The organism is Leptospira selangorensis (assembly GCF_004769405.1).
Classification (GTDB): Bacteria; Spirochaetota; Leptospiria; order Leptospirales; family Leptospiraceae; genus Leptospira_B; species Leptospira_B selangorensis.
The window spans coordinates 643,951-670,550 of the sequence record NZ_RQES01000005.1 but is presented as its reverse complement, the minus strand read 5'-3'; the positions used below and the strand labels follow the sequence as shown (position 1 = coordinate 670,550).

At 40.7% G+C, this 26,600-nt stretch carries 26 protein-coding genes; 17 read left to right on the top strand and 9 right to left on the bottom strand.

All coding sequences use genetic code 11. The annotated features are described in order from the left end of the window. Positions 1-27 precede the first annotated feature (27 nt). On the bottom strand, positions 28-993 hold the full coding sequence (locus EHO58_RS04750) for an MBL fold metallo-hydrolase (RefSeq protein WP_135678902.1): 966 nt from the start codon (positions 991-993) through the stop codon (positions 28-30). A 2-nt stretch (positions 994-995) separates the two neighbouring features. Then, positions 996-1,571, bottom strand: a complete 576-nt coding sequence (locus EHO58_RS04745; RefSeq protein WP_135678900.1) for a TetR/AcrR family transcriptional regulator — start codon at positions 1,569-1,571, stop codon at positions 996-998. Between the two features lie 151 nt (positions 1,572-1,722). Between EHO58_RS04745 and EHO58_RS04740 the strand changes: the two genes are divergently transcribed. Further along, a complete protein-coding gene (locus EHO58_RS04740; RefSeq protein ID WP_036089002.1) occupies positions 1,723-2,259 on the top strand; it encodes an inorganic diphosphatase in 537 nt (178 codons plus the stop codon). 1 nt (position 2,260) lies between these two features. On the opposite strand, the gene EHO58_RS04735 is transcribed toward EHO58_RS04740, so the two are convergent. Both EHO58_RS04735 and EHO58_RS04730 read right to left on the bottom strand, forming a co-directional pair. Further along, complete coding sequence (locus EHO58_RS04735) at positions 2,261-4,168, bottom strand: adenylate/guanylate cyclase domain-containing protein (protein ID WP_135678897.1); 1,908 nt, start codon at positions 4,166-4,168, stop codon at positions 2,261-2,263. Between the two features lie 236 nt (positions 4,169-4,404). Then, positions 4,405-5,226: an alpha/beta fold hydrolase gene (locus tag EHO58_RS04730; RefSeq protein ID WP_135678895.1), complete on the bottom strand. Its 822-nt coding sequence runs from the start codon at positions 5,224-5,226 to the stop codon at positions 4,405-4,407. Between the two features lie 64 nt (positions 5,227-5,290). On the opposite strand from EHO58_RS04730, the gene EHO58_RS04725 reads away from it, so the two are divergent. The 3 genes from EHO58_RS04725 to EHO58_RS04715 all read left to right on the top strand — a co-directional run bounded on the left by EHO58_RS04725 (position 5,291) and on the right by EHO58_RS04715 (position 7,843). After that, positions 5,291-6,241: a helix-turn-helix transcriptional regulator gene (locus EHO58_RS04725; RefSeq protein ID WP_135678893.1), complete on the top strand. Its 951-nt coding sequence runs from the start codon at positions 5,291-5,293 to the stop codon at positions 6,239-6,241. A gap of 87 nt (positions 6,242-6,328) precedes the next feature. Then, entirely contained in the window at positions 6,329-7,171 is an 843-nt protein-coding gene (locus EHO58_RS04720; RefSeq protein ID WP_135678891.1) for a GGDEF domain-containing protein, read from the top strand. Continuing rightward, positions 7,172-7,843, top strand: a complete 672-nt coding sequence (locus tag EHO58_RS04715) for a class I SAM-dependent methyltransferase (protein WP_135678889.1) — start codon at positions 7,172-7,174, stop codon at positions 7,841-7,843. It begins immediately after the preceding gene. Positions 7,844-7,850: 7 nt separating this feature from the next. On the opposite strand, the gene EHO58_RS04710 is transcribed toward EHO58_RS04715, so the two are convergent. Then, a complete protein-coding gene (locus EHO58_RS04710; RefSeq protein ID WP_135678887.1) occupies positions 7,851-8,390 on the bottom strand; it encodes a DUF4442 domain-containing protein in 540 nt (179 codons plus the stop codon). A 272-nt stretch (positions 8,391-8,662) separates the two neighbouring features. Here EHO58_RS04710 and EHO58_RS04705 point away from each other — a divergent pair, with 272 nt between their 5' ends. Beyond that, a complete protein-coding gene (locus EHO58_RS04705) occupies positions 8,663-10,597 on the top strand; it encodes a ricin-type beta-trefoil lectin domain protein (protein WP_208728689.1) in 1,935 nt (644 codons plus the stop codon). An 18-nt stretch (positions 10,598-10,615) separates the two neighbouring features. On the opposite strand, the gene EHO58_RS04700 is transcribed toward EHO58_RS04705, so the two are convergent. Both EHO58_RS04700 and EHO58_RS19510 read right to left on the bottom strand, forming a co-directional pair. After that, positions 10,616-11,821 (bottom strand): FAD-dependent oxidoreductase, encoded by a 1,206-nt coding sequence (locus tag EHO58_RS04700; RefSeq protein WP_135678883.1) that lies wholly within the window; start codon positions 11,819-11,821, stop codon positions 10,616-10,618. 1 nt (position 11,822) lies between these two features. Then, positions 11,823-11,987: a hypothetical protein gene (locus EHO58_RS19510; RefSeq protein WP_167483183.1), complete on the bottom strand. Its 165-nt coding sequence runs from the start codon at positions 11,985-11,987 to the stop codon at positions 11,823-11,825. A 125-nt stretch (positions 11,988-12,112) separates the two neighbouring features. Between EHO58_RS19510 and EHO58_RS04695 the strand changes: the two genes are divergently transcribed. The 5 genes from EHO58_RS04695 (at position 12,113) to EHO58_RS04675 (ending at position 17,199) form a co-directional block, all read left to right on the top strand. Next, complete coding sequence (locus EHO58_RS04695) at positions 12,113-12,541, top strand: MarR family winged helix-turn-helix transcriptional regulator (RefSeq protein ID WP_244241061.1); 429 nt, start codon at positions 12,113-12,115, stop codon at positions 12,539-12,541. A 128-nt stretch (positions 12,542-12,669) separates the two neighbouring features. After that, on the top strand, positions 12,670-13,410 hold the full coding sequence (locus EHO58_RS04690; RefSeq protein ID WP_135625800.1) for an SDR family NAD(P)-dependent oxidoreductase: 741 nt from the start codon (positions 12,670-12,672) through the stop codon (positions 13,408-13,410). A gap of 7 nt (positions 13,411-13,417) precedes the next feature. After that, positions 13,418-14,137 (top strand): MIP/aquaporin family protein, encoded by a 720-nt coding sequence (locus EHO58_RS04685; RefSeq protein WP_135678881.1) that lies wholly within the window; start codon positions 13,418-13,420, stop codon positions 14,135-14,137. A 32-nt stretch (positions 14,138-14,169) separates the two neighbouring features. After that, positions 14,170-15,126 carry a glycerophosphodiester phosphodiesterase gene (locus tag EHO58_RS04680; protein WP_135678879.1) on the top strand — a complete coding sequence of 319 codons (957 nt, stop codon included), beginning with the start codon at positions 14,170-14,172 and terminating at the stop codon, positions 15,124-15,126. Positions 15,127-15,159: 33 nt separating this feature from the next. After that, entirely contained in the window at positions 15,160-17,199 is a 2,040-nt protein-coding gene (locus tag EHO58_RS04675; protein WP_135678877.1) for a PP2C family protein-serine/threonine phosphatase, read from the top strand. Here the strand turns inward: EHO58_RS04675 and EHO58_RS04670 are convergent, their stop codons facing one another. Next, the gene (locus EHO58_RS04670) at positions 17,200-17,661 is read right to left on the bottom strand and encodes a GNAT family N-acetyltransferase (protein ID WP_135678875.1); all 462 of its coding nucleotides are present in this window, start codon (positions 17,659-17,661) and stop codon (positions 17,200-17,202) included. It lies immediately after the preceding gene. A gap of 35 nt (positions 17,662-17,696) precedes the next feature. On the opposite strand from EHO58_RS04670, the gene EHO58_RS04665 reads away from it, so the two are divergent. Continuing rightward, positions 17,697-18,938, top strand: a complete 1,242-nt coding sequence (locus EHO58_RS04665; RefSeq protein WP_135678873.1) for a TCR/Tet family MFS transporter — start codon at positions 17,697-17,699, stop codon at positions 18,936-18,938. Between the two features lies 1 nt (position 18,939). On the opposite strand, the gene EHO58_RS04660 is transcribed toward EHO58_RS04665, so the two are convergent. Further along, complete coding sequence (locus EHO58_RS04660) at positions 18,940-19,587, bottom strand: hypothetical protein (RefSeq protein WP_135678871.1); 648 nt, start codon at positions 19,585-19,587, stop codon at positions 18,940-18,942. Positions 19,588-19,730: 143 nt separating this feature from the next. On the opposite strand from EHO58_RS04660, the gene EHO58_RS04655 reads away from it, so the two are divergent. The 6 genes from EHO58_RS04655 to EHO58_RS04630 all read left to right on the top strand — a co-directional run bounded on the left by EHO58_RS04655 (position 19,731) and on the right by EHO58_RS04630 (position 26,585). After that, positions 19,731-20,732, top strand: coding sequence for a hypothetical protein (locus EHO58_RS04655; protein WP_135678869.1), 1,002 nt, complete (start codon positions 19,731-19,733; stop codon positions 20,730-20,732). 335 nt (positions 20,733-21,067) lie between these two features. After that, positions 21,068-22,375, top strand: coding sequence for an imelysin family protein (locus EHO58_RS04650; protein WP_135678867.1), 1,308 nt, complete (start codon positions 21,068-21,070; stop codon positions 22,373-22,375). Positions 22,376-22,427: 52 nt separating this feature from the next. Next, positions 22,428-24,026: a di-heme oxidoreductase family protein gene (locus EHO58_RS04645; RefSeq protein WP_135678865.1), complete on the top strand. Its 1,599-nt coding sequence runs from the start codon at positions 22,428-22,430 to the stop codon at positions 24,024-24,026. Between the two features lie 11 nt (positions 24,027-24,037). After that, positions 24,038-25,276, top strand: coding sequence for an imelysin family protein (locus EHO58_RS04640; RefSeq protein ID WP_208728687.1), 1,239 nt, complete (start codon positions 24,038-24,040; stop codon positions 25,274-25,276). A gap of 119 nt (positions 25,277-25,395) precedes the next feature. Beyond that, a complete protein-coding gene (locus EHO58_RS04635; RefSeq protein WP_135625809.1) occupies positions 25,396-25,812 on the top strand; it encodes an MAPEG family protein in 417 nt (138 codons plus the stop codon). Between the two features lie 53 nt (positions 25,813-25,865). Beyond that, entirely contained in the window at positions 25,866-26,585 is a 720-nt protein-coding gene (locus tag EHO58_RS04630; protein WP_100724850.1) for a phosphate signaling complex PhoU family protein, read from the top strand. The last annotated feature ends 15 nt before the right edge of the window (positions 26,586-26,600 follow it).

The window sequence follows — 26,600 nt, the reverse complement described above, 5'->3', positions numbered from 1 at the left end:
AGAATAGATTCGATTTTGTTTAGGGACTTATTCAGTCCAATGAGGATATAATCCCAAACGGTCTATCACTTCTCCGTCGTGAGCAGGGACAACTTCAAGATTCGGATAAACCTTTAAAAGAGAATGTACTCTGTATATTTCCTTTCCTACAAGTTCCTGATCTCTGTCCACGATAGATCTAAGCAACCTGGTTCTATGAGAAGGAATTTCAAAACCTTCTCTTGCCCAGGTAATATCTCCCGTAAAAAAGAATCTTTTTCCAGAAGGTAAGTTCAGGAACATTCCGATATCTCCTGCAGTATGACCTTCCATTGGAACGAATACCACAGACCCATCTCCAAACCAATCCAGGCTTTTGGAATAATTTTCGTAAGGTTTAGAAGAAAAACCCAGATCCTTCCATATTATGTTTTCCGAATCTAATTGTTTTGGCAAATAGCCCTTCTCCACTCCGAATTCTTGCAGATGTTTTCTGCCTTCTTGCGTGGACCAGATCCTTGCCTTTGGAAAATCTTCCACCCCGCCCGCATGATCCCAATGTAAATGAGATAGAACGATGTCCCCGATCTTATCTGAATCAATCCCGTTCGCCTTTAATTGAGAAACTAAAGGATTCGGATTCTGATAAGTCACCATAGGTTTTACATAAAATCTATGGTCTTTGTATTGTTCCTGGATCTGGGTCCCAAGGCCCGAATCGAACAAAAAAGTCCCTTTGGGGTGTTCTACAAAAACAACACTGTGATAGATCTGTTTTCTGTGAAATAAAGGTCCACCTTCGAATATGAATGCGGAAGACGCCTTCTTCTCCCCTGTTTTAAAGATCGTAAATTTGAGTTTGGCCAACCCGGAAGGATTTTCCAATCTGGGATCCTTGGATAATTTTTCCAACTCAGGAATATCTGAAATTGCTAGTTTAGGAATTCCTAATGCAGTACAAAATACTAAAAGTAAAAAGGCGAATATCGCCGAAAATGTGATTTTAAGTTTCATAATTATTTCTCCGAAACGAGAAGTTTTGCCGTTTTAGAAGCGGATCGTATCGCATTCGTATTTCGGCTTGTCCTGGAAATCAGTATGGCTCCTTCTAATAAGGAAAGAATACCGATTGATAGTTCTCCGGATCTGCTCTCCTCAAATCCGTTTTTCCGGAAAAACGAATCCAATATGGAGATCCAATCTTGGAAAACTGCAGCGCAAGTTGAGTTCACTAAAGAAGGTTCCGAGGCGGTCTCGGAAGCAGTGGTCATGATCGGGCAACCTTTGGAAAAACCGGAAGATACAAGCCTATATTCCAAGGCGGAAAATACCCTTTGGATCCCTGCCGAAACAGATTTGGCAGAATCCAAAACGGCCTTTAGTTCCTTGGCCAATTCGTTGCCGGATACCAGAAGAGCTAAGGAGGCCAATTCTTCCTTTCCACCAGGAAAATGGAAATAGATAGATCCTTTGGGTGCTTTTGCATCTTCTACGATATCGTTTAACCCGGTTCCCGCATATCCCCCGATTTCCAGACGTTCCGCCATGGCACGGACCATCTTTTCCTTTGCGATTTCTCCCTTCTGACCCATAAAACCTTTAGACCAAATAAAAATAGACCGGTCAACATATTTTTTATATGAAAACCAGCCCCGTCTACTAAGGCCTCGGTTTTATCTTCTAAATCTTTCTTCCTCGAAACTCCTTGCTCAGACCTAGCTTTGGCCCAAAATATGGCCCATGATACAACATCCTTGGCACGAGGCCAGTCCCGGCCCAAATCCTCCTCATGAAGTCCATGCACTTGTGGAAATTCCTTCCGGAAGTAAGGCCAAGTTCGAAGTGGATAAGGAATCAGGGCTTATCAAATTGGATCGGGTACTTTTTGCTTCCGCGCATTATCCTGCTCACTACGGCTTTATCCCCCAAACTTTGGGAGATGATAAGGATCCTTTGGATATCCTAGTTCTTTGTTCGGAAGAAGTTCCCCCGCTTTGTTTGGTGCCTGCCAGAGTGGTCGGGGTTATGAGAATGATAGATAGAGGAGAAGGAGACGAAAAGATCCTGGCTGTCGCTTCGGGAGATAGAAGTTTTGACGGGATAGAACATGTATCTCAACTTCCGAATTCATTCAGAGCAGAGCTGACTCATTTTTTCTCAGTATATAAACAATTAGAAAAAAAAGAAGTTAGGGTAGAAGAGCCGGAAGGCCCCGAGGTAGCAAAAGAGCTAATCCTCAGAGCATTAGATTTTTATAAACAGAAGTTCCCTAAAAAGTGAATTAGCCCAGGACCTCGTATACTTCGCTGGACTTGGATTTTCCTTTTACTTTTACTTTGCCTAATTTTTTAAAGGAATACTTTCTGCGATTCTTCAACTTGCGGTATGTACTTTCGCTAAGTAGAAGGTTCGCATGAAACTCCTTCGTAAGTCCCTCGATACGAGAAGCAAGATTGACAGCGTCCGAGATCACTGTCCCATCCATTCTTTCTTCTTCTCCGATGGTTCCGAGCATCAATGTTCCTGTATGAAGTCCGATACCGATTTGGATCGGCTCATAATGTCGATCCGCTCTGGATTGGTTTAGACTTTCTAACTCTCGGAGCATTTCCATCGCAGCATCCAGAGCTTGGTCAGGCAGGCTCGGAAAGAGAGCCATAATCCCATCGCCCAGATACTTATCGATGAAACCTCCGTGTTTTCGGATAATAGGCCCCATCTTTCTCATATAAGAATTCAAGAAGTCGAAATTGTCTTTAGGAGTCATCTTCTCGGAGAGTTGGGTAAAGGATCTGATATCCGAAAATAGGATGGTCATTTCTCTTTGGACCTGATCTCCCAAGCCAATCTCTGTAATATCATTCTTATTTAAAAATTTCAAGAAGGCTAAAGGAACGAATCTACTATAGGCCTTGTTCACTTCCAGTAGGTTGTCTGATAAACGTTCTATATATAAGAATGCTTGAGAAAACCGGAAAGAAAGCAGATAAGACTGCACGAATATGAAAACGAATAATCCTAATGGAAGATAATACCCGGTATTGATCACCGCTTGTGAATATAAACTATCATTGATTGCAGCCGCAGTTAATGCAATCACGCCACCGAGTGCCATCAAAGAACCTTCTGCGCCTGATCTAACCAAACGAACTAATACGAAGAAGATCCATAATATTACAAAAATCAAACATACTTGGAACGGAATCAAAGTATGTGTATATATACTAGCAGGAGTAAATACTACAATCGCAGATACGACCAGATTAAATCCTATAAAGATCCTTTTTAACTTTGCAGAGAGTGAGTGCGGGTATAACGCGTCTAAATAATAAATGAAAAATGGAACCGCTAAGTAGAAGGAGATATATTCCAGCTTATTAAAAAATTCCCAAGGCAGATGAGGAAATTTTAGGATCAGGAATCTTTCTCCAGTTACGAAAATCCTAAGGCAGATACTCGCGCAGAATGCTCCGAAAAACAACCCGGTCATGTCCCTTCTTCTTAAAGAATAGAGACCAAAATGGTATAAAGCCATGATGATGATACTTCCGAACAAGAACATCTCGCTAAAAGAGCTATTGTCTCTGAAGTTCAGAAGGTCCACCTCTGTTCCCATCCTAAGAGATTCCCAAAGTCCTCCCTTATAATGATCGAAGTTAGAGATCTCTACTTGTAATAACATCTCCTTGTTCGGTTGTCCGATCGAAACATAAAGTGGAAGATATTGGGGACGAGATGAGTTTGCATCCGGACCCACCACTCCATTTCCCATGATCTTCTTCCCATCCAAATAGATAGAAGCAGCAGTTCCGGCGCCTTGGAAGTGCATCATTAGCCTTCCCTGATTTTGGCCGGGAATAATTTTTAAAGTATAAGTTCCATATCCGAAAGCCATCAGAGGATTCATCCCCTCTAACTTAGGAATTTGGTTCCAGTTTCCAGGAATATTAACTATATGAGTTGCGGCATCTTTGGATCCGAGATCCGGACGAGAGACGGCAAGTTTCATCCATTGGAATTTCCACTCTCCATCCAATTTAACGATACCGTCTTCTGCAAAGTTCCATTCTCTCAGATCTAAAACCCCGTTTTCTGCAAGAGGGGAAATTTTAGAGGAATTTTTGCTTCGACAGGAGAATAACGTTAGGACGAAAAATAGTATGAGTGGAATTACTTTGAGAGATTTCATATGGTATCGATTTGAAATTGGACGAAGAATGCCCCTGTTTTCCTCGGATCGGAATATGAATTTCCCGGCCCTTCTACGGAAAGCGGGAGCTATACTAATAAAATTCCGAATTCAATTAAATCAGAAATTTAGAAATTCCGCCGGATTTTTGAAAAATTTTTCCAGTGAGAATCTATAACTCTCGTTCGATGAAAACCATTTGAAGTCTCCCAGAGAAACATCCGGGAGTTTTTATCTTAGAATTTTTGTAAGAATGTCTCCAAAATATTTTGGAATTCTTTCGGTTGGTCCAATTGCAGCCAATGTCCCGCATTTGTAACTACAGTATGAGGAAATCCTAAATGAAGTCTATGTAATGCAAATTGGTCATCGTTTTCCGGAGTGACTATCGCAAGTTTTGGACCTACATACCTTTTTAAAGAATGGTTCGGATCATAATCCAATAGTTCCGAAGTGATCTTGATCACGGTATCTTTTGGAGTTCTGGTTAATTCTCTCATTAATCTTTCTTTTATTTCAGGTTTAGAATTCGCTAATAATTGTTCCCAATAAGCCTCGGTAGTCTGCACATACGTATCCGAATATAATGCATTTTTGATTTGGTTACGAACCGCTTCCGGTAATTTTTTGGGATCACCATTGGAATCCACAAGAACGAGTCCAGCTACTCTACTTGGATTTTCTCCTGCATATTGTAATGCGACACTTCCCCCCATACTATGGCCCACGAGCACGAATCTTTGTAAGCCCAGAAGATTTACAACTGTGGCCAGATCCTGCGCCATAGAAGAGATCCTATAATCTCCATCTTTAGGAAATTCCGAATCCCCATGTCCTCGAAGTTCTATTCGGACCACTCTTCTGTTCGGAACGAGGGCATCCTTGATCTCATCCCAATGAGAAACATTACCACCGAAAGAATGGATAAACACTACCGGCATTCCGCCAAAACCTTCGTCTTTATAGGAAATTTTTCCTGTTGGGCCATGGACGGAGGTTTTGATAATTTCACCTTTACAAAGAACAATACCAAAAACGGAAGTTGCTAAAGTAATCATAAAAACAAGCATAGCAGAATATACATGACAAGTTCTGTCATATTTAGAGATTTATACTAAAATTATGAGAGCTGATAGGCTTCTAAATATTTTATTGCATCTGCAGGCAAAAGGAAGGACCACCGCCAAGGAACTTTCCAAAAAATTAGAAATTTCAGAACGAACTGTTCATAGGGATATGGAAGCTCTTTCTTCCGCTGGAATTCCAATCTATGCAGAACGAGGGATCGGCGGAGGTTGGAGTTTAAGCGAAGGTTACAGAACAAACCTTACTGGTTTTAAAAAAGAAGAAGTGATCTCCTTATTACTAGTCCATTCTTCTAGGGTTTTGGAGGATTTAGGAAAGAAGAAGGACTTCGATTCTGCATTCGTCAAACTCATGGCATCTCTTCCTCCTGCATATAGAAAGGATGCGGAAACTGCCAGACAAAGAATTCATATAGACGGCCTGGGCTGGGGAAGAGCGATCAGAGAACTTCCACTTCTTCCGATACTACAAGACGCTGTTTGGGAAGAGAAAAAAGTAAAGATCATCTATGAAAAAGAAGGCGGAAAACCTGAACCAAGAACGATCGAACCTTACGGGCTTGTAGCTAAGGACACGATCTGGTATGTAGTTGCAAAACGTGGAAAAGAAATGAGAGTCTATCGAATATCTCGTATCAAAGAAGCTTCTGTCACTACCGAAAGATTTGAAAGACCTAAAAAATTTGATCTAAGCAAATATTGGGAAGAATGGATCAAGGAATTCAAATCAAGAGTCCCTAAATATCTGATCAAAATTAAAGTCACGGATGCCACTGCGGAGCATATCAAAAGTATTCCTTATATGAAATGCCTAAGCCATAAACCTCTGACAAAAGGTTTTGCCGAAATGGTGATCGATATGGAAACCAAAGAATGGGCGTTAGGAAGTATGCTCCAACACTGCGATTCCGTTTTTGTTTTAGAACCTTTAGAATTGCAGGAAGCAATTCGACATAAGGCCAGAGAAATCCTAAAAATTTACGAATAAAAACTTCTTATAGATCTAATTTTATAGGAAGTCGGAAGAAGATTGATTTTCCCGTCAGATCCAAGATAATTTTTCAAATAGAACTGTATGTCTTCTTCTCCCAAAAACTATTGGATCCGAAACCCGAACTTTCTGGAAAACCAGGAAGATGCTATTCTTATCTCCGATCATAAAGGAAAACTTTTGGATTCGAATTCTCAGGCAAAAGAGTTTGGGCTTATTCCTGAAAAAAATGATCTAAAACATTCTTCTTGGTATCCGAAACTCTCCAAAGCCGATTCGAAAGAGCATTCTCATCTAACATTACATCTTTCTTCCGGCAAAAAAAGATTCATATGCAGAACAATTCCGATCTTAGTGGATGAAAAAGAACCTGCAAATGCTTTCTACTTCAAAGATATCACGGAAAGATCTTTTACCGAAGCAAAGGCAAAAAGATACGAAACCCTTTTCAGAAGAAGGGAAAACAAAATTAAAGAATTAGAAATTCGAGATAAACTCACAGGTCTATTTAATAGAGAATACACAATCGAATCCTTCCAAGCGGAACTTTATAGGGCAGAAAGAAGCGGAACCTCGATCGGCGTGGTTTATTTGGACATAGACGGATTAAAAGAGATCAACGAAATATTCGGGAATAGCGGAGGAGACCTTCTACTTAAAGAAATGGGAAGGATACTTTTGGAAAATTCCAGGAGGAGCGATATTTCTTCTAGGATCGGAGGCGAAAAATTCTTACTTCTTCTTCCAGGAGCACATAAGAATATAGTGTTGGAAAGAGCGGAGAAGATCAAAAGATTATTTTCGGAATCCAGCTCCAACGGCCCTTGGGGAGAAGTGAAAGTCACTTTATCTTTAGGAGTTGCAATGTATCCGGAAGACGGTTCCACATATGATGTTCTTCTACAAAAAGTCCAAACAGGAAATTAGATGACCCACGTAGAAAAGTTCGAAGGTGAAAGAGCACAGGTTTACGAGAGAAGGATCGGCAAAATGATCCCATTCTATTCAGGGATCATGGAATTAGTTGCGACCTATCTTTTAGAAAATACTCCAGAAAATGGAAAGATCTTATCCGTAGGCTGCGGAACTGGGGCAGACTTTGCCAAATTATTAAAAATTGCTCCGGATCGGTTTTCGATTACCGGTATAGACCCTTCTCCTGAAATGATCGAACAGGCTCAGAAAAAATTCCCTCAACTTAAATTTATCTGCGGAACAGTGGAAGAACTCCCACTTGCAGAAGAATACGATTCCGCCACTTTACTATTTGTTTTACATTTTCTTCCGGATACCGGAGATAAACTCTCCATCTTAAAAGAGATTTATTCTAGATTAAAAAAAGGAGGAAGCCTAATCTTATTCGATCTATTCGATTCCGAACCGAATGGGTCAGAGATCTTATTCCAAAATATAAAATCTTATCTAATCAATTTCCAAGGCTGGGAAGAAGAAGCAGTCCAAATCTATCTTAAAAGAGTATTCGAACTGCATCGTATTTCAGGTACCAGATACACTGAACTTTTACAAGAAGCCGGATTTTCGATAAGTTCTCAAAAATTCAGATCCTTACATGTAGGCGGATGGATCGCTACTAAATAATTTAAAATTAACTTCTTTTGTTAGGCTTAAATGCAGATATCATATTTTTAGAAGCTAATTTCTTCTCGTAAAACTCCTTGGAAGCGGCGTAGATCGTTTTTTCGAAAGTGGCATAGACCGCCCCTTCTTCATCCTCATATTTTGCGGGAAGATCAAAAACGATTTCACCTTTTTCTAATATATCTTGTTTTGTTTTTTCGATCAATTCTTCCGTGATCAAAAATCGGATCTTTACTTTATCTAAGATCGGCCTGACAAATTTTACTTTTGCAGCCTTGTCCCAAACAACATAGTCGGGACCGAGTATCCACATCATCATCAACATATAGTATGGGTCCACGGAACTATAGATACTTCCTCCGTAAATTGTTCCGACTCGATTTAATGTGCGAAGATTTTTTTTCAAACTTACATGAAGTTCTCTCAAATCGGAAGAGATGAATTGTATTTTTCCTCCTGTACACCACAGACAAGGCCAATGGTTCAAACGAAAACGTAACCACCAAGAGGAGATAGATTCTTTTTTATCGCTAGTATATAATTTCATAATGGATTCTTTGCTGTCAGACTGGAAGTCCCACTCTTCTACGCAAGGCGATTTCCCTTCCGGCGGCTCTCTTATATTTTGATTATATTAAGATAACAAATCTAGAACCGTTGGATTCTTTAAAAAACAATCGTTATGTTAACTTTTTAAAAATATTTGAAAGGACGTTGACAGGGAAAAAGTTCCAGTTATTTCTTTTTTTACTCCGTATATCGGAAAGAAGCATTAAACTTTTATAATGCATAAAAATAGATCATTTGAATGGTGAAAAAATGAAAAGTTCCACGGTGTTTTCCTCTCGAATTGTCGCAGTCGCATTTATTTGCGCTCTGTCCTTGATCGGAGCCGGATGTAAAGATTCCTCCTCAAACTACGATTCTTTGTTATTTTTAGTCCAATCCAACGGTAAATCCGCAGGAACTCTCCCAGCAGACATAAATTATAAAGCAGAATACCAGACTCCCGCTCCTTTGGACCAACCAAGCGGGATTCCTTTCGAGGGGGGCGGAACCAAGGGAAAGGATGGAAGAAGTCCAAGACCAGTATATGCTCCAAAATTACAGATAGATCCACAAGGTTGGATGAGCAGCGGATACCAATCCAGATCCAATACCCAGCTCAGAAATATTTGTATCCCAGGAACACATGACTCCGGAACTTACGGGATCCAGGGAATTGACGAGAATATTTCCCAAACGCAAGAATACAATGTGGGAGAACAATTAGCTCTCGGATATCGTTACTTTGATTTAAGGATCAAAAAGATAAGCGGACAATTTAAGATCCACCACGGATCCAGCGTTTCCGTTTCCGCTCAGGAAGTGTTCCAACATATCTCCAGCTTCGTGAATAATCGCAAAAAAGAGATCGTATTTGTTCATATCCAAAACGTGGACAGCATGAGCGACGCAGAACATTACGAACTGAAGGACCAACTGGTTCTTCCCTATTTAGGTTCCAGAATGGCGCCTCGGAATTTAGGAAATTCAGTCAACTTTGGTCAACTTTGGGATCTAGATAAAAACGTAATCTTGATCTGGGGCGGCGGAAATTTCGCAGATCTATCACAATTGTATTGGAATCAAGGCCAGACTATGAAGAGCGACTGGCAAAATACCGGAAATGAATCCGATCTAATCAGTGCACTTAGAACTCGTATCAAGGACAATAGAGAAGGTAAATTTTACGTAGCTCAAATGATCCTAACTCCGAATGCGACTCAGATCATCTTCCCTCCTTATTGGGGAAGTATTCAAGATCTTACCAATGATAAATTGGATCATGCAAGTTTTGTTTACGACTTAGATAGAGAAGCAAAAAAATCCGGACAACGTATCAACATTGCGATGGTGGATTTTGCGGGCCCTCAATTCTCTCAATACGCGTTCGAAGCATGTATGGATGTGAATGATCTGGAGCCAAGATACTTCACTTTAAAAAGTAAACAATCTAATCTATGTTTAGATGTGAGCAACAGCGGAACAGACAACGGCACTCGTGTCCAAGTTTGGAATTGCAATAACACTAATGCTCAGAAATGGTTCTACGAACATTCTACAAGTCATCTTCGAAGCAAATTGAATAATGATAAATGTTTGGATAACGGCGGGGAGAATTGGAACGGAGGAAAGATAGTCCTCTGGGATTGTAGAGACAATATAGATAATATGAGATTCGATTTCTACGATGATTCTATGCGAGTTAGACAAAACGAATCTATCGCAGTGGACGCCAACGGTTCCACAAGCGGTTCTTTAGTAAGCCAATGGACTTGGCATGGTGGAAACAACCAACGTTGGGAGAAAAATTATGAAACTCCTTACTTTGCTCTGGTTAACCAAGACTCTGGCAGATGTTTAGATATAAGCAACAGCAGTACTGCAAATGGAGCAAGGATCCAAGTTTACAACTGTAACGGGACAAACGCTCAAAAATGGTATTATGATGCAGGCAATGGTTTTCTAAGAAGTAAGCTGGATCCAAATAAATGTATGGATAACGGTGGAGAAGCTCGTAACGGCGGAAAGATTGCTCTCTGGGATTGTAAAGACATGAATAATATGAGATTCGATTTTGTAGGAGATAGTATCCGCAACAGAATCAACTCATTATATGCAGTCGACGCAAACGGAACTTCCAACGGATCTTTAGTAAGCCAATGGGAATTCAAAAATACGAATAACCAACTCTGGAAAAAATCATATTAAGTTCGAAACCGGGGAATCTTATTTGATTCCCTCGTAACGATACATCCAATCCTGGCCTTTCTTAGCAAAACTAGGCAAGGCCAGAGTAAGGAATACATCCCTGATCCAACAACCTATCGGGCTAAGTTTTTTCTTTCTGTTTCCATTCCTTCTAGATTCCTCGATAATCCTTTCCACTCTAGGTCTTCTGATCGTTTCAAAATCCCGAAAGGCTTCCGGAACCGAATTGGATCTTTCTAAAAGTAAAAATAAAGTGTGAGAATCTTCCAAAGCCATGGAAGCTCCTTGTCCGGTATGAGGGCTCATTACATGAGCCGCATCTCCGATTAACAACACCTTATCATTTCCCCATTTAGGCAGACTTCTCAGGTCGTGAACATTTCCTTTCAGGATTGTAGGAGAAGTTTGGATGATTCTTTCTATAGGAGCATGCCATCCTTTATGTATTTCTAATATTTTATTTCTCCAGGATTCGTCATCAATGGAGTCCATCTCGTCCCTCGTAAGCTCTTTTTCAGAAGGGATATTGCTCCACCACATCCAAGAAGTATCCTTAGTGTTTCCACATGCTGCGAAACCGAAAAAACCTTCCGGCCCGAAAGTAAAATGGATCGGTCCTCTTTTGTAATATTTTTCCGGAATCACTTCGGAAGGAATAAATCCTCCTGCATTTAGAATTCCTGTATATTCAGGTTTTGGAAAATTAGGAAAAAGAAAATTACGGACTTTGGAATGATTTCCATCGGCTCCGATTAAAAAATCCGCTTCTACAGAACTTCCATCATCGAATTTTGCGATCACTCCCCCATCTAAAGGAAATTCCGCATCCGAGAATTTTTTTCCATATTCCGTAGGAATTCCTTCCTTCTCCGCCGCTTCCAATAATAAAAGATGAAATCTTGCACGTGAGACCACGATCGCTGATTCTCCGAACCGAGAGACAGAACCATTCGGGATCATTGAAAGAACCTTTCCGGTATGATTCCTGAAAATCATCTCGTCGGAAAGTGTTCCTATCTGAAGAATTTCCGAAGTAAGGCCTAATTCTCTCATCACCTTCATTCCGTTAGGTGAAATTTGAAGAGCGCCTCCTATATCTTCCGCCGGGCGAGAATAGGATTCCATCAAACGAACTCCGTATCCTGCCCTTTTTAAAAATAATGCAAGAGAAGGCCCAGAAATTCCGGAGCCTACGATTATAAAATTGGGCTTCTCCCGTTTCATATTATCCTCCGAATGCGGCCTTGATCACTGTAAAGGCAGAGACCAAGGAATAAGCAGTTATTGCAAAGGAAACGGAAAGCGAGATCATAGCCACTCCTAGACCGATGGGAGATCCCCAGGAATACCAAGGGTAATCAGGAATTTCGTTCTTGCTATTTTCTGCCATGTTTGTTCTCCTTAAATCGAATTAACTCGATGATTAATTATCTTGATTATCGAGATATTTGACGGTCAAGATAATTGCAAGACAAAAAAATCCCAAAAACTAAGCCCGAATTGATGGAATCCATTATGACCGATTCCAAAAACCTGAGCACTGTATCCATTTTGTTTCACCAAACCATTGCGGATCGGCTTGGGCTACATATCACGGATCATAAATGTGTGGACTTTCTATTTACGCTCGGACCCCAAACTGCCGGGGAAATCTCTAAGAACATGGGGCTTAGCACCGGTGCGGTAACTTCTCTCATTGATCGTTTGGAGAAGAAGGGACTCGTAGAACGTAAGAATGACCCGAATGATAGAAGAAAGGTGAGAATTTTTCTGACCCAGGATATGGCCGCTATGCAAAAGATAGGAAGTTTATTCGAAGGTCTAGCAAAATCGGTTTGGGAGCAACTCTCCGCCTATACCGCCGAAGAACTAAAGATCATTTTGGATTTTACCCGCAAATCGATACGGATCATGGAAGAAGAAAGAGAAAAACTTCTGCTTTAGAAAGATTCTACTATTCGGTCCGTATTTTTAAGCTTGCTCAACTAGCCGATCTTGCGGAACAATTCTGCGAAAACTTTTAGAACTAAATGAATTCTAGGCTTTTCTGGAATTTTTAGGGGAGGAAAGGAATGAAAGCTTTAGTCACAGGAGCAAGCGAAGGGATCGGTAGAGAATTCGCTAAACAACTAGCTGCAAAAGGTTATAAGATCACTGCAGTTGCAAGAAACGAAGCAAGACTTAAACAATTGATAGATGAATTAGGAAAAGGGCATACATTCATCATCGCAGACCTATCGGATCCAAAATCAACCGCAAAGATCCAAAAAGAATTAGAAGACAATCATTATGATTTATTAATAAATAATGCAGGGTTCGGAGTCTACGGACCGTTTAATAAAGCGGACCTTTCTAGATTACAAGCAATGACCCGTTTGAATATAGATTCTCTTGTTTCTCTGTCTTATTCTTTCTTAAAAAATTCCCAATCAGGAGATTCTTTGATGAATATCTCCTCCACTTTGGGTCTTGTTCCGATGCCTTCCTCCGGAGTGTATTCAGCAACTAAGGCTTTCGTAACTTCTTTCAGCGAGTCCTTATGGTATGAGCAAAGAAAAAGAGGAGTTTATGTTATGGGGCTTTGTCCTGGAGTGACAGTTTCTAACTTTTTCGAAAGAGCAGGAGGAGATCCAAAAGATTTTCCGAAAGCAATCGCTCAGTCTGCGGAAACTTTGGTGGAATATGCTTTGGCAGCATTGAAAAAAAGAAGTTCTCCTACGGTAGTTTCAGGACTTCCGAATAAAGTTTTGGTAAAAGTTTCCAAGCTGATCGGAAGAAAGGCAACAGTTAAATTGATGGGAAAAATGAGGTAATATATAGATGACGTCCCCTTTTTTTGGAGAATTTTTAGGCACGTTTGTGCTCATACTTTTAGGAGACGGAGTAGTAGCCGGAGTTTTATTAGAAAAATCTAAAGCAAAAGATTCCGGCTGGATCGTGATCACTGCAGCTTGGGCGTTTGCGGTTATTTTAGGAGTTTTCACTGCTAAAGCATTTGGAAGTGCGGATGCTCATTTGAATCCTGCAGTTACATTGGCATTTGCAGTACAATCAGGAGAATATTCTAAAATTCCAATATACCTTCCTGCACAATTTTTGGGGGCGTTCTTAGGAGCCATAGCAGTATACTTACATTATCTTCCTCATTGGAAGGAGACAAAGGACTCGGGAAAAATTTTAGCAGTATTCTCTACGGATCCTGCGATATCCAATCCACCTTCTAATTTTTTTAGCGAGTTTTTGGGAACATTCATTTTGATCTTAGGGATACATTCTATCTTCTCCGCTCAAATTGCAGATGTGACCACACCTATGGGAGCCTTTTTCGTAGGTATTTTAGTTTGGGTGATCGGACTTTCTATGGGGGGAACCACAGGTTACGCAATCAACCCGGCAAGAGATTTAGGACCCAGGTTAGCACACTATCTTCTACCCATCGCAAACAAAGGTAACTCCGGGTGGAAATATGCATGGCTTCCCATTCTTGCACCTTTAGCAGGTGGAGCATTCGCAGGAATATTTTTAAAATCCATATTATAATTTTAAAGGCTTAGCAGGGTCCAATCGCCAACATGAAATCATTTTCTATCAAACAAATATTCTTAATATTCTTTTTAATCTATCTGTCTTGTTCGGGAGAACAGATCCGAAACAAACCTATCGAAGGAAACTTAGATCTACAAGGTCATAGAGGAGCCAGAGGGCTAAAGCCTGAAAACACTTGGCCAGCATTCGAAGAAGCACTTTCTCAAGGAATGACCACGATCGAATTGGATACAGTTCTCACTAAGGATCAGAAAATCATAATACATCATGATTCCGAATCTAACCCGGCATTATGTACTAAGAAAGATGGATCTGATATTATTTCTAAATCCATCTACGAACTAACTCTTGCAGAATTAAAAGAGCTTGATTGTGGAACTAAGAAAAATCCTAAATTCCCTGAGCAGATCTCCGTTCCTGGAACTGAACTTTTAACTATCCAAGAATTTTTTGAAAAAGTTCAAACCTGGGAAAGAACAGGAAAAAGAAAAGTTATCCCTAAATTTAATATAGAGACCAAATTTCCGAATGACTCTGATTCACAAGTTTCGAATGAAATATTAGAAGCGCATGTAAATCTTTTGATCAAAGCGATCGAAACCGCTAAGGTAATAGACCGTGCAACGATCCAATCTTTCTATCTTCCCGCAATTTCTTTGGTGAAAAAGAAAAATCCTAAGATCAAAACTTCCGCGCTATTTTCTCTCACCTATCCCCAGGGAGCCGCAATGAAATTCGGGTTCGGTAATTCCAGAAGAGAACTTGTTTTAAATCAAACTAAGGAGTTAAAAGCGGATATTATTTCTCCTTATTTTTTATATGTAACGGATGAATTCGTTTCCAAGGCTCATTCTTTAGGAATTAAAGTGATCCCTTGGACAGTAAATGATACAAAAGAAATGGAAAGATTGATCGAAGCAGGCGTAGACGGAATTATTACAGATTATCCGGATCGACTGAATTCCGTTCTCAAAAAACATTAGACACGCTTTGGGTTCTGCTTATCCTAACGGGAAGTGAAGCGGTCTCTTTTACTTCTTTCCACTTTTTGGTTTTGTTTCTCTTTAGAAGCAGCGCCGATCCAAGACGGAGTGTTACAAATTTCCTCTCAGGATCTTATAGAACACTCCGAACTTATTCCATTAAATGGGAACTGGCAGTTTTTATACGGAGAATTTGTTTCTCCTGAAAAAAGCTCCACGGCTAAATGGGATATATTAACCGTTCCTCATTCTTGGCAGGATACCAAAAAAGGAGATCAAGTACTCCCGAGAGAAGGAGCAGCAAGTTTTCGTTTATCCATCATCTTCCCGGAAGAAGATCTAAAAAAAGAGATCGGGCTTTTGATGCCGGACTTTGCATCTGCCTATAAATTATATTATAACGGAAGATTAGTATATTCTTCAGGTACTCCTAGCGTAGATCCTTCCGCTGAAATTCCTAAGATCAAATCCGTTTATCTACCCCTAAGAGTAGAAAAAACAAATACTGAAATTTTAGTACAAGGCTCTAACTGGATCAATAATTTCGGAGGTTTCTGGCAGGTTCCAAAGTTAGGAACCTTAGAAGCGATTTATAGAGAAAAGTTAATCACTCAATCCAGAGAATCTTTTTTGTTTGGTGGACTTCTTCTTATAGGGCTTTATCATACGGGGCTTTTTCTTTTTAGAAGAAAGGAGAAGTCAGCATTCTATTTTGCATTATTTACGTTTTTATTAACTTTGAGAGTAGCTTTAATCGGCAACAGACTTGTTCTAGAAATTTTTCCAGACTTTCCTTGGGAGTCCGTTTTTAGATTAGAATTTTTCTCCTTCTATACCGCAGTTCCTATCTTTTTAATGTTCCATCGTTCTTTGTTCCCGGAAGATACATTCTCATGGGTACCTGCTGCCGCCTGGGTATTAGCGATCGCTTACGATATCACTCTATTATTCCCAATCGGATTTTTTACTAAGATAGTAGGTCCGTTCCAGATCGTAACTGGAATCGGTTTACTCTATGTTCTATTTACTGTATGTTTGGGAGTTTGGAAAAAAAGAGAAGACTCTCTCTTATTCCTCACAGGATTTTTTGCATTCGGGATCACGGTCGGGATCGATCTACTCTGGGATAAATTAAATCTACGAGGGATCAATCTTTCTCCTTATGGCCTTTTAGTATTCACTCTTTCCCAATCATTAGTACTTTCCAGAAGGATCGCAAGAGCATTCAGAAAATCTGAAATACTCGGTGAAAACTTAAGGATAACGAACAGCGCGCTTAACATTCTAAAAGATAACTTAGAAGTTTTGGTTCGAGAAAAAACCTCCGAGTTAAATCACTCCCTGGAAAGGATACGAAAAGATTTACTCGTTGCTCAAAGGATCCAGAAAAAACTTTTTCCGGAAAATGTAGAATCATACAAAGAATTAAAATACGCAGTTAAATATCTTCCAAGAGACGAAGTGGGCGGAGACTTTTACGATATTTTTGAAATTTCTCCGGGAGTATATAGGATCTTTCTTGCGGATGCTACCGGTCACGGGGTCCAAGCCGCGTTAGTTACGATGGCAATAAAAGCAGAATACGAAGGTATCAAATTCGGAGCGAAAGATCCGGGATTTTGTTTGGATCTTTTGGATGATAAGTTCCAAAGAAAATTCTCCTCTTTAGGAACCATATTTTCTTCTATCATCGTGGATATTTACGCCAGAGAAAACAGATTAGTTTATGCATCCGCAGGACATCCGGATCAGATTTTAGTACATTCTTCTAATCTTATGAATTTAAGAAGAACAGGTGCGATCATAGGTTTGAAAAACAAAAAAAGTTATGAGAACCAAGAATTGGATTTTTTAAACGGGGATAGAATGTTCCTTTTTTCGGACGGTGTATTCGAACAATTCAATTCTAAAAGAGAAGCCTGGGGGGAATCCAGACTCAGAAATCGGATCTCTGAACTTTCGAAAGAACCTATCGAAAATATCCCGGATATTGTGATGAAAGATTTGGATCTCTGGTTAGAATATTCCCAACCACAAGATGATATAAGTCTGATCGCTATCGAAAGAGTCTGACTAAATCAGTTTTTCATAACACCAAGCGGTTTCGTCGGAAGCCCATTTCCCAAAAGAATCGATACGAGAATATCCATGTTTTTCATAAAAACGTAATGCTTCCGGTTGAGGTGCACCTGCTCTTAATCGAATAGAAGTAAATCCGTTTTGTTTCGCAAATAATTCCAACCCGTTAATAAGTTCGGAAGCAAGCCCCGTTCCTCTAAATTCAGGATCCACATACATTACATCCAACTCTGCAATCGAATCATTCCAAGGTGTGATCGCAATACTTCCAATCGGCCGATTATCAATTTCTGCGATCCAAAATCCATATTTGGGACCCTTAAAATATTCGCCCTTCATCGGATTAGGCGCTTGAAAACCGTATCTGGATTGTATTTCTTCCCATAAAGCGTTCATCATTAAGATTGCAGAATTTGTTTCCGGGTCTTGGAGTTTGATTTGTATTTTAGGATTCATTTTAGTTCAATATACAAAACCTGAAAATACGAAATATGACAGTTCAAAAAAAGTCCGCACTCCAATTTTTACTTTTTACATTACTCATCGATTTTATCGGCTTCGGGATCATCATCCCTGTGGTTCCCAATCTTTTAAAAGATATGTTGCAAGGGAATTTGAGTACCGCAGCGGTTTACGGAGGACTTCTATCCTTCACTTATGCGATCACTCAATTTTTCTTCGCTCCTATCATCGGCGGTTTAAGCGATAGATTCGGAAGAAGACCTGTTTTACTCGCCTCTTTATTTGGATTAGGTATCGACTATGCATTCTTAGCATTGGCACCGAATGTATTCTGGTTATTCATAGGAAGGATCATAGCTGGGATCACAGGAGCAAGTTATGGAGTCGCAGGTGCGATCATCGCAGACATCAGCCCTCCTGAAAAAAGGTCCCAAAACTTAGGATTAGTCGGAATGGCATTCGGGATGGGATTCATTATAGGCCCGATCATCGGTGGTTTATTTTCAGAGTTCGGCCCAAGAGCTCCGTTCTGGGTGGCTTCTTCTCTTTCTCTTTTGAATTGGGTGTATGGATATTTTGTTTTGCCCGAAACTCTTGTAGAAGAGAACAGAAGAAAATTCAACTGGGTAATGGCAAATCCATTCGGTTCAGTTGTGGCATTTTTCCGTTACCCTGGACCTTTAAGCGGTTTGGTACTTTCTTTATTTCTAATATTCGTAGCGAACCATTGTATGGAAACAAGTTGGTCCTACTTTACAATGAACAAATTCCAGTGGACCGCAACTAAGATCGGATTTTCTCTAGCAGTGGTAGGCGCGTCTCTTGCAGTAGTGCAAGGCGGATTGCTTAGGATCATAATTCCTAAACTGGGACAAAAAAATTCCGCTTATATAGGAATTTTTGCAAGAGTAGTTATGAGTGCATTATTTGCATTCGCCTGGGAGGAATGGATGCTTTATGCTCTACTTGTGCCCTTCTCTTTTTGTTTTATCGCTACTCCTGCAATCCAAGGTTATATTTCCAACCACGTCTCTCCTACGCAACAAGGAGAGTTCCAAGGAATTATGGGAAGTATGATGAGCCTAAGTTCTATTTTAGGCCCATTACTTATGAGTTTTGTTTTTTCTTATTTTACGAGAGAAGGTATGCAGCCTTATTTTCCGGGCGCACCGTTTATAGTAAGTTCTTTACTTGCGATCCTGAGTTTAGTGATCGCAATCATTTCTTTTAGAAAGGAAAAGTTAAGAGTGGGAGAAAAGATAGGAGAATGATCTATTCTTCGTCTTCTTCGAGTCCCAGATAAAACAGAGCCCATAAAGTATCGAATAAGATCTGCATTAACAGCGCGAACCTTTCTTCTCTATCTTCTACAGTTTTGAAATCATCGATCAAGAAGGTAACGAAAGGTTCTAAGATCCTTCTTTCTTCCAGATCCGGGATGGAATTCAAACTTTTGATAGAAAAGTTAGCTTCCACGGGAACATTATGGAAATTTAATCTGCTATTCAGAACCAGAACCGCTATTTCCAGAAGTTCCGCATCCGACATTGTTTTTACACCGGCTTCGTTTAATCCGGAAAGTAAACCTGAGATCGCTTCGTCGGTGATCTCCTCACTTCTATCCTCATCTTCGTCACTGTATGCTTCCGAAATTGCGATAAGAACAGCAGTGGCTTGGTCCCAGAAGGAAGACAATGCCTCGTCCAAACGAGCCTCATCCTCTTCTGTTAATTCCCTTTTGAAACCTGAGTCCAGATCATCATAAAAAGGTTCCGGATCATCAGTCTCGCATGCTGCAGAAACAAATGTACGAACAGTGATCCAAAACGGGGATTTTTCGTGGCCAATGCGAAGAATTTCCTCAGCATATTTGGCGACTGTGGCTCTCCAAGTGGAAAGGGAATAGGAAGGAATCTCCATATTCAAATATTCCTCACTCTCTCCAAACTCGTCGACACTATAAATCATTTCGTATTATTTTTTAAGAAGAAATTTAAGCGGGAACTTTAGTTGCCTTGCGTATTCTAGTTGCTCCGAACTGAGAAGGATCGAATATTTCCCGCATGAACATTGACGAAGATTATGATTTTCCCAGATTTCGTTCCGATTCGAATGCAGGTCATTACGAGAGTTGGTTCGTAAGAGGAAATCATCCGACTCGTCCTCTGGCAATTTGGATCCGCTATACTATTTTTTCTCCTAAACATTCCGCTCAAGATTCCATAGGAGAATTATGGGCCATCTATTTCGACGGAGAGAATGGAAAACACTATGTTTCCAAATCCGAATATCCTATCTCGGAATGCGAATTTTCCGGAGCCCCATTCAAAGTCCGGATCGGCTCTTCCGTTCAAGATCATAACGGGTTAAAAGGTAAATCAGGGAATAAACAAGGTTCCACAAATATAGAATGGGACCTAAACTTCTCAGGAGGAGATAAACCACTTTTTCTTTTTCCCAAAGATCTATATTCAGGAGGTTTCCCGAAGGCAAAAGTTTTAGTCGGAAAACCTTCCTTATTACTTAATGGATTTATAAAATTAGAAAATGATAAAATAGATCTAAAAGATTGGAAAGGAAGCCAAAATCATAATTGGGGTCCAAAACACACCGATCAATACGCATGGGGACAAGTAGCCGGTTTTGATGGGGAAGAAGGGTCCTTCCTTGAATTGGCAACAGCAAAGATCAAGATAGGACCGCTCTGGACTCCTGCAATCACTCCAATCGTTTTACGTTTACATGGAAAAGAATACGCATTAAACGGTTTATTCTCCTCCTTCGGAAGAGCGAGCTATCGGTATTTCGATTGGAAATTCCAGGCTTCTTCTCCTGAAATAAAGATAGAAGGAAGAATTCATGCAGATAAAAAAGATTTCGCCTGCCTACGTTATGCGAATCCTCCAGGCGGTTGGAAGTTTTGTCTGAACAGTAAAATAGCAAGGGCAGAAGTTTTGGTCCAAAGAAAAGGAGAAACTTCTCCACTTCGTTTAAGATCTGCCAGAAGTGCAGCATTTGAAATACTTACTGAAGATACTTCTCACAGTTTATTGACTGAAGTTTAAGAATCTTTAACTCCCGACCTTTTTCGGATTGACCAGGTTCCCTTTCTCGAAAATTTTGAGAGTCAGCCTCAGTTTCTTTTAATCCAAAAGGGTTAATCTCTCTGGATAAACCGAAACGAATCGGGATTTTAGATAAAAATTCCCCGAAGTGGCCTGAGATGGAATGTAGAATGAGGAAAAAACCTTATTGACTTTTTTTGAGACTTATTCTCACTTGCAAAATCAAGCCGGTCCCTGTCCCAGGAGCCGGAGGGAGTCATCCCCACAGTTCATCTCTGGCCCCGGCCGGATTTTATCCGGACCGGGGATTTTTCCCAAATTTTAAGGAGATTTCCATGCGGAACATCCACACAAAAATTTTTTCAATTCTGTTCAGTGTTATTCTGTTCGGTTCCCTGATTTCTTGCGGGGGTCCAGGCAGTGATAATTCAGCCGCGGCGCTTTTAGGTTTGGATATTCCAGCCAGCGCAACTAAAACAGAAGCACTTACACGTTATGCTGATCTTGCTTATGAATCTTATAACCAAGCAGCAACGGATGCAGCAAGCTTACTTACCGCTCTTACAACTTTTACTACTACTCCCAACGAAACGAATCTGACTGCAGCCAGAAACGCATGGGTCGTAGCAAGATCCAGTTACTTAGTTACGGAAGCTTTCCGTTTCAGCGATGGTCCAATCGACGGAACTACAGGTCATTGTGGAGCTCCCGGCGGTTCCGATTATTCCGGAACTGACGACTGTGAAGGTGCGATTAACGCATGGCCATTGGACGAGGTAGTTATAGACAATTATATTAGTAGCTTATCTTCCACCCCTACTTTTGCAAATATCTATGCCAAAAACGGAGATTCTACCTTAGCTTCCGGTAGCGAAGGCGACACTGAGAAAGTGGTCATGACAGGTTATCATGCAATCGAATATCTTCTTTGGGGACAAGACAATACAAGCAGTGGAGACAACACTGTTCCAGGGCAAAGACCAGCAACCGATTTTTCAGGAAGTGGAATCCCTAGTTATAGAAGAGCTTATATTTTGGCGGTTACCCAAGGTTTGATCGGTCATTTACAACAAGTTAGAGACCAATGGGATCCTGCAGTCACTTCGGGCACTTATAGAACAGATACTTTCTTAACTTCCGGAAATACTGACACTTCTTTAGGGTTAGTATTCACTGGTCTTACTTCATTCATGGTTCAGGAATGGGGAGGAGATCGTTTATCAGGCGTAGATAGCGAACTTCAAGAAGATGAACATTCCTGTTTCAGTGATACAACTAAAGCGGACTTCTATTATGATGCACAAGGTGTCTATAATATCTGGACCGGAAATTACAGCATCAAGAAAGGTGTAAATATCAGCACAGGTGCCGGACTAGTTAATCTTCTAAGCAGCAAAAACCAAGGCTCGGTCACTTCCCAAATTGAAAGTGCAAGAGATACGTTCTGCATCAATCTTGATAATGAGACTACTGATCCCAACTATACCACTTCTTGTCCAGGCGGAAGTTTATCTCACCGTTACGATCAAGTGATTATGCATCCTGCAGATAGCCAGCATAGCGTTTTAGAAAATGTAGGCTTACTGATCAATACTACATTGGCTCAAAACGTAGTCAGAGCGAAGAATGTTTTAGGACTCTAAGCGATTAGAACGTATGGGAGTCGGACTCTTATTTTCCGGCATATATATAAAAATGAACTGTGATAAAAACAAAGGTCCCCGCAAAAACGGGGACCATAAAAAACACCAAATCGATCCAAAAGGATCGATCTTATTTCTTATAATCGCGTTACTCTCACTTGGATGTGATCCTTCTAACGGAAATAACACGATGGCTTTGTTAGCCGCTTTAAATTCTGCTAATGGTTCAGTGGATCCAGGTGAAGAATATTCCGGCGGTTATACTACGAACTTCGTTTCAAATGCGTTTTCATTCGATATTCGTGCCGCAAATTTAAGATCAGGAGGAGCTACCAAGTTCAATAAAGGAAACTCCTTCTTCAATATCCCTTGGGTTTCAGAAGGAAGTAGCTCACCTGCAGGACTCGGGCCTACTTTTAATACCAACTCTTGCCAAAATTGCCATCAAGGCGACGGTAGAGGAGCTCCTCCTTCTTCGGGTTCTTTGAATAATTTCCCTGGAATTTTAGTCCGTCTTTCTCAAAACGGTTCCAATTCCACTACGGGCGGCCCCATAGGTCTGGACAATTATGGTCTTCAATTGAACCATAAAGGTTTGGGCTGTAATCCGGCGGTTTATGATTCCAATTTCAATTGTGATACAGGAAGTGGAAGTATCACAGGCTCTAATTTCACTCCTCCGGAAGGAGCTGCCTCGGTATCTTATGGTTCCATCGCTGCTCCCAATTATCCGAGCGGAAGCACGACCTATCCGGAAGGAACTAACGTAACCCTAAGTCAACCCACTTACACTTTTACTTGGAACCCTCTGTTCGGAGATCCTACTTCTTCCGTAAACGGCTTTAACTTCTCTCCAAGAACCGCTCCTATGATCCCAGGCTTAGGTCTTTTACAAGCGATCCCTGAAAGCACTATATTAGGCTGGGCGGATCCAAGCGATTCGGATGGAGATGGTATATCAGGAAAAGTGAATATGGTTTGGGATACTTTCACCAGTTCCAAAGTCCTGGGAAGATTCGGCTGGAAAGCAAACGAACCTAGTTTGTTCCAACAGAATCAAGGAGCATTTTTAGGTGATATGGGAATCACTAGTCCTTTATTCCCTACGGATAATTGTCCTTCTACTCAAACTGCATGCATTACGAATTCTGCAGGAACCGATGGCATCGAAATTTCCGCAAATCTTGTGGATGCAGTCGTATTCTATAGCATGTTAGTTGGAGTTCCTTCCAGAAGAAATATTACGGATACTGATGTAGTCGCAGGAAAAGCTCTTTTTACAAGTGTGGGTTGTGCAGGTTGTCATAAGCCTTATGTTCAAACGGGATTTGTTTCCGGATTTCCGGAAATTTCCTACCAGCATATCAAACCGTATACTGATCTATTACTTCACGATATGGGCCCTGGGTTAGCCGACGGGAGACCAGATTTCGATGCTAGTGGCCAGGAATGGAGAACTCCTCCTCTTTGGGGGTTGGGCCTGATCCAAACTGTAAACGGACATTTAAGACTTCTACATGATGGAAGAGCAAACGGGATTGAAGAAGCAATCCTATGGCATGGAGGAGAAGCAGACACGGCTCGCGGGAATTTCCAAAGCCTGACTGCGGCTCAGAGACAACAACTAATCACATTCTTAGAATCCCTATAAGAGAGGAAAATATGAATCTCAAATCTGCGAAAAAACATTATAAAAGTATAATTATCTTATCATTAATCTCCTGTTTTTCCTTAGTCGGTTGCGAAGGAGGATCAGGCTCTAATACGGGAGCGCTGGCCTTTTTATTCTCCTCAGGTGCGGATTATACTAAAGTGTTAAAATATTCCGGAACGAATGTGGTTCTACCGAGCTTGCTCGCTCTTAAGAATGACACCGCTACCTTAGAAACCAAGGCTTTAGCTTATTATACCTCTCAGAACCCCACAACCTTGGGGGAATTGCAAAACGCCTGGAAAGCGGCTCATGTTTCCTTGAAAAGAGTAGAAGTTTTCTATTTCGGTCCGGGAACCTATCCTTCTACTAAGAACTATTACGTTAAAATGGATGCTTTCGAGACTATTTCCGCGAGACCTTTATGGACTTACGTAAATAAAATGATCACGAATACCGCAGCTTGTGCGACTACAAATCCTATGACTAGTACGGATTTAGCTTCATGTTCCGTGATATATAAGGGATTCGAATCCTTGGAAATGCTTATCTTCTCTTCCGACGGTCTTGCAAGCACGATCGACGATGCAACTTCGATTAATTCAGTCAACACTGCAGGTTCTAGAAGATTAGAATATCTTAAATCACTCGCTCAATTGATCAATCAGGATGCGAATAGTTTGTATAATTCTTGGGATCCTTCTGGGGAGAATTTCTTAGGAAATTTTATCGCAGGAAACGGATCTTATTTTCCCAACCAAGGAGTCGCGTTCGATACGTACGTTCAATCCTTGGGAAATATAGTGTACCAAATCTGGGACGGGAAATTAGGAGGGCCGGCTTGTTTAACACCTGGATGTTCTACAAATCCGAATCCTAAATCCACAGAGGCCACCTTCTCAAGGAATGCCTATCAAGATCTATACGAAAATCTTTTAGGTTTAGAACTAGGATACCAGGGAAATCCGGCGGATACGGATGCCGTTACTCTTTCTACGATGATCCAAGCTCAAAATTCTCAATTGGATACGGATATCAAAGCCGCAATTGCCGCTTTAAAATCGGCGATCAATACTTCTAATGATTTGTACGCTCAAATAGATACTGACGGAGCTTCGGTAGGGACAAGTATCAATACGAATGTAAAACCGATATACAACCTAGCTACCACACTAAAAGTCCTTTTTAACGTGGACGCGTTTTCCGCATTAGGCGTTCCAAGTCTTCCTCCGGCAGCAGACGGAGACTAATCCTTTTATAAAATGCTAATATATGTTGTTTGAAACAAAAACGATATATATTAGTATTCCATTCTAACTCATCAAATTTGTCTTGCCAATTGTTCCGTTAGACTTTTCTCTATCGGACTATGTTTAGTTCTCTATTTCCATTAATCGCTTTTACTGCCTGGACCATTCTACTTGTACTCATAGTAGTATCTTTTAGAACAGCACAGGTATTGGCAGGCACCAAAAAATCAAATGAGTTCCCTGCTTGGATACAACACGGTTCCGATCTGTACTGGAGGATCCACCGAGCTCATTTAAACTGTGTAGAAGGTCTTCCGGTTTTTGCAGTTTTAGTTTTAACCTTTATACTTTCAGGATACCAAAACGATACTTTCGATCTTCTCGCGTGGATCGTATTCGGAGCACGGATCCTACAAACAAGCGCTCATTTAAGCGGAGGCGGGGTTTGGAATGTGAACGTAAGATTTACCGGATTTATAATCCAATATCTTTGTTTCGCTGCAATGTTAGTGATATTAGTACGTTCCATTCTTTAATTTTAAAAACATCTTGACCGCCGTGTATATTTGAGGTTAACCTTCGGAGATACATGGCTTCCAAGTTCGACTACCTCCGTAAAAATCTATACGCAATGGCGGAGCTATGTTTGGAACAAGTCCTGATCTTGGACGACGCAATCGAACAGGAAAATCCCGATCTTGCTAAACAAGTAATCGAAAGAGACGATCTGATCGATAGTTTGGAAAAACAAAACGATAACCTCTCTCAAAATGCGATCTTAGAAGCGATCGCAAACCGTAACTTACTCGGGATGGACCAAATCGATGGAGAAGTTATACTCAAAAAAGATCCGCTTAGATTTGCACTTTCTTCCATTCGTATCAACAGAAGTTTAGAAAGAATGGGGGACCAGATCGTAAACTGTGCCACCTGCTATAGAAGAGGACTTCTTCCTAAAGGGTTTTTCAGACAGGAAGAAATTTTAGACAAGATGCTCTCCAGAGTAGTTACACTTGTGGGAATGGCAGTAGAATCCTTAGTAGAAGAGAAAAACAGATTTTATGGTTCGGTTCATACCGTAGAGGAAGAACTGAATAATCTATGTCATGCAGCATTCTTAAAATTCGTATTGGATCCGAGATTGGATAAAAATCAATTCGCGGACTTATACAGGATGATCTTAGGGATAGAAAGAGCCGGAGACTATGCGGTAAACATCGCAGAAGAGCTGGTTCGATTGAATACAGGTATGGACATTCGTCATCTTTCCGATCCGGTCCAGGTCACCGAAAAAACGAAAGTTTCTTAATCTATATTAAGAAAC

Coding starts and splice junctions, on each gene's coding strand:
- EHO58_RS04750 (WP_135678902.1), bottom strand. CDS start 993: ATGAAACTTAAAATCACATTTTCGGCGATATTCGCCTTTTTACTTTTA.
- EHO58_RS04745 (WP_135678900.1), bottom strand. CDS start 1,571: ATGGGTCAGAAGGGAGAAATCGCAAAGGAAAAGATGGTCCGTGCCATG.
- EHO58_RS04735 (WP_135678897.1), bottom strand. CDS start 4,168: ATGAAATCTCTCAAAGTAATTCCACTCATACTATTTTTCGTCCTAACG.
- EHO58_RS04730 (WP_135678895.1), bottom strand. CDS start 5,226: ATGATTACTTTAGCAACTTCCGTTTTTGGTATTGTTCTTTGTAAAGGT.
- EHO58_RS04725 (WP_135678893.1), top strand. CDS start 5,291: ATGAGAGCTGATAGGCTTCTAAATATTTTATTGCATCTGCAGGCAAAA.
- EHO58_RS04720 (WP_135678891.1), top strand. CDS start 6,329: ATGTCTTCTTCTCCCAAAAACTATTGGATCCGAAACCCGAACTTTCTG.
- EHO58_RS04715 (WP_135678889.1), top strand. CDS start 7,172: ATGACCCACGTAGAAAAGTTCGAAGGTGAAAGAGCACAGGTTTACGAG.
- EHO58_RS04710 (WP_135678887.1), bottom strand. CDS start 8,390: ATGAAATTATATACTAGCGATAAAAAAGAATCTATCTCCTCTTGGTGG.
- EHO58_RS04705 (WP_208728689.1), top strand. CDS start 8,663: ATGAAAAGTTCCACGGTGTTTTCCTCTCGAATTGTCGCAGTCGCATTT.
- EHO58_RS04700 (WP_135678883.1), bottom strand. CDS start 11,821: ATGAAACGGGAGAAGCCCAATTTTATAATCGTAGGCTCCGGAATTTCT.
- EHO58_RS19510 (WP_167483183.1), bottom strand. CDS start 11,987: ATGGCAGAAAATAGCAAGAACGAAATTCCTGATTACCCTTGGTATTCC.
- EHO58_RS04695 (WP_244241061.1), top strand. CDS start 12,113: ATGACCGATTCCAAAAACCTGAGCACTGTATCCATTTTGTTTCACCAA.
- EHO58_RS04690 (WP_135625800.1), top strand. CDS start 12,670: ATGAAAGCTTTAGTCACAGGAGCAAGCGAAGGGATCGGTAGAGAATTC.
- EHO58_RS04685 (WP_135678881.1), top strand. CDS start 13,418: ATGACGTCCCCTTTTTTTGGAGAATTTTTAGGCACGTTTGTGCTCATA.
- EHO58_RS04680 (WP_135678879.1), top strand. CDS start 14,170: ATGAAATCATTTTCTATCAAACAAATATTCTTAATATTCTTTTTAATC.
- EHO58_RS04670 (WP_135678875.1), bottom strand. CDS start 17,661: ATGAATCCTAAAATACAAATCAAACTCCAAGACCCGGAAACAAATTCT.
- EHO58_RS04665 (WP_135678873.1), top strand. CDS start 17,697: ATGACAGTTCAAAAAAAGTCCGCACTCCAATTTTTACTTTTTACATTA.
- EHO58_RS04660 (WP_135678871.1), bottom strand. CDS start 19,587: ATGGAGATTCCTTCCTATTCCCTTTCCACTTGGAGAGCCACAGTCGCC.
- EHO58_RS04655 (WP_135678869.1), top strand. CDS start 19,731: ATGAACATTGACGAAGATTATGATTTTCCCAGATTTCGTTCCGATTCG.
- EHO58_RS04650 (WP_135678867.1), top strand. CDS start 21,068: ATGCGGAACATCCACACAAAAATTTTTTCAATTCTGTTCAGTGTTATT.
- EHO58_RS04645 (WP_135678865.1), top strand. CDS start 22,428: ATGAACTGTGATAAAAACAAAGGTCCCCGCAAAAACGGGGACCATAAA.
- EHO58_RS04640 (WP_208728687.1), top strand. CDS start 24,038: ATGAATCTCAAATCTGCGAAAAAACATTATAAAAGTATAATTATCTTA.
- EHO58_RS04635 (WP_135625809.1), top strand. CDS start 25,396: ATGTTTAGTTCTCTATTTCCATTAATCGCTTTTACTGCCTGGACCATT.
- EHO58_RS04630 (WP_100724850.1), top strand. CDS start 25,866: ATGGCTTCCAAGTTCGACTACCTCCGTAAAAATCTATACGCAATGGCG.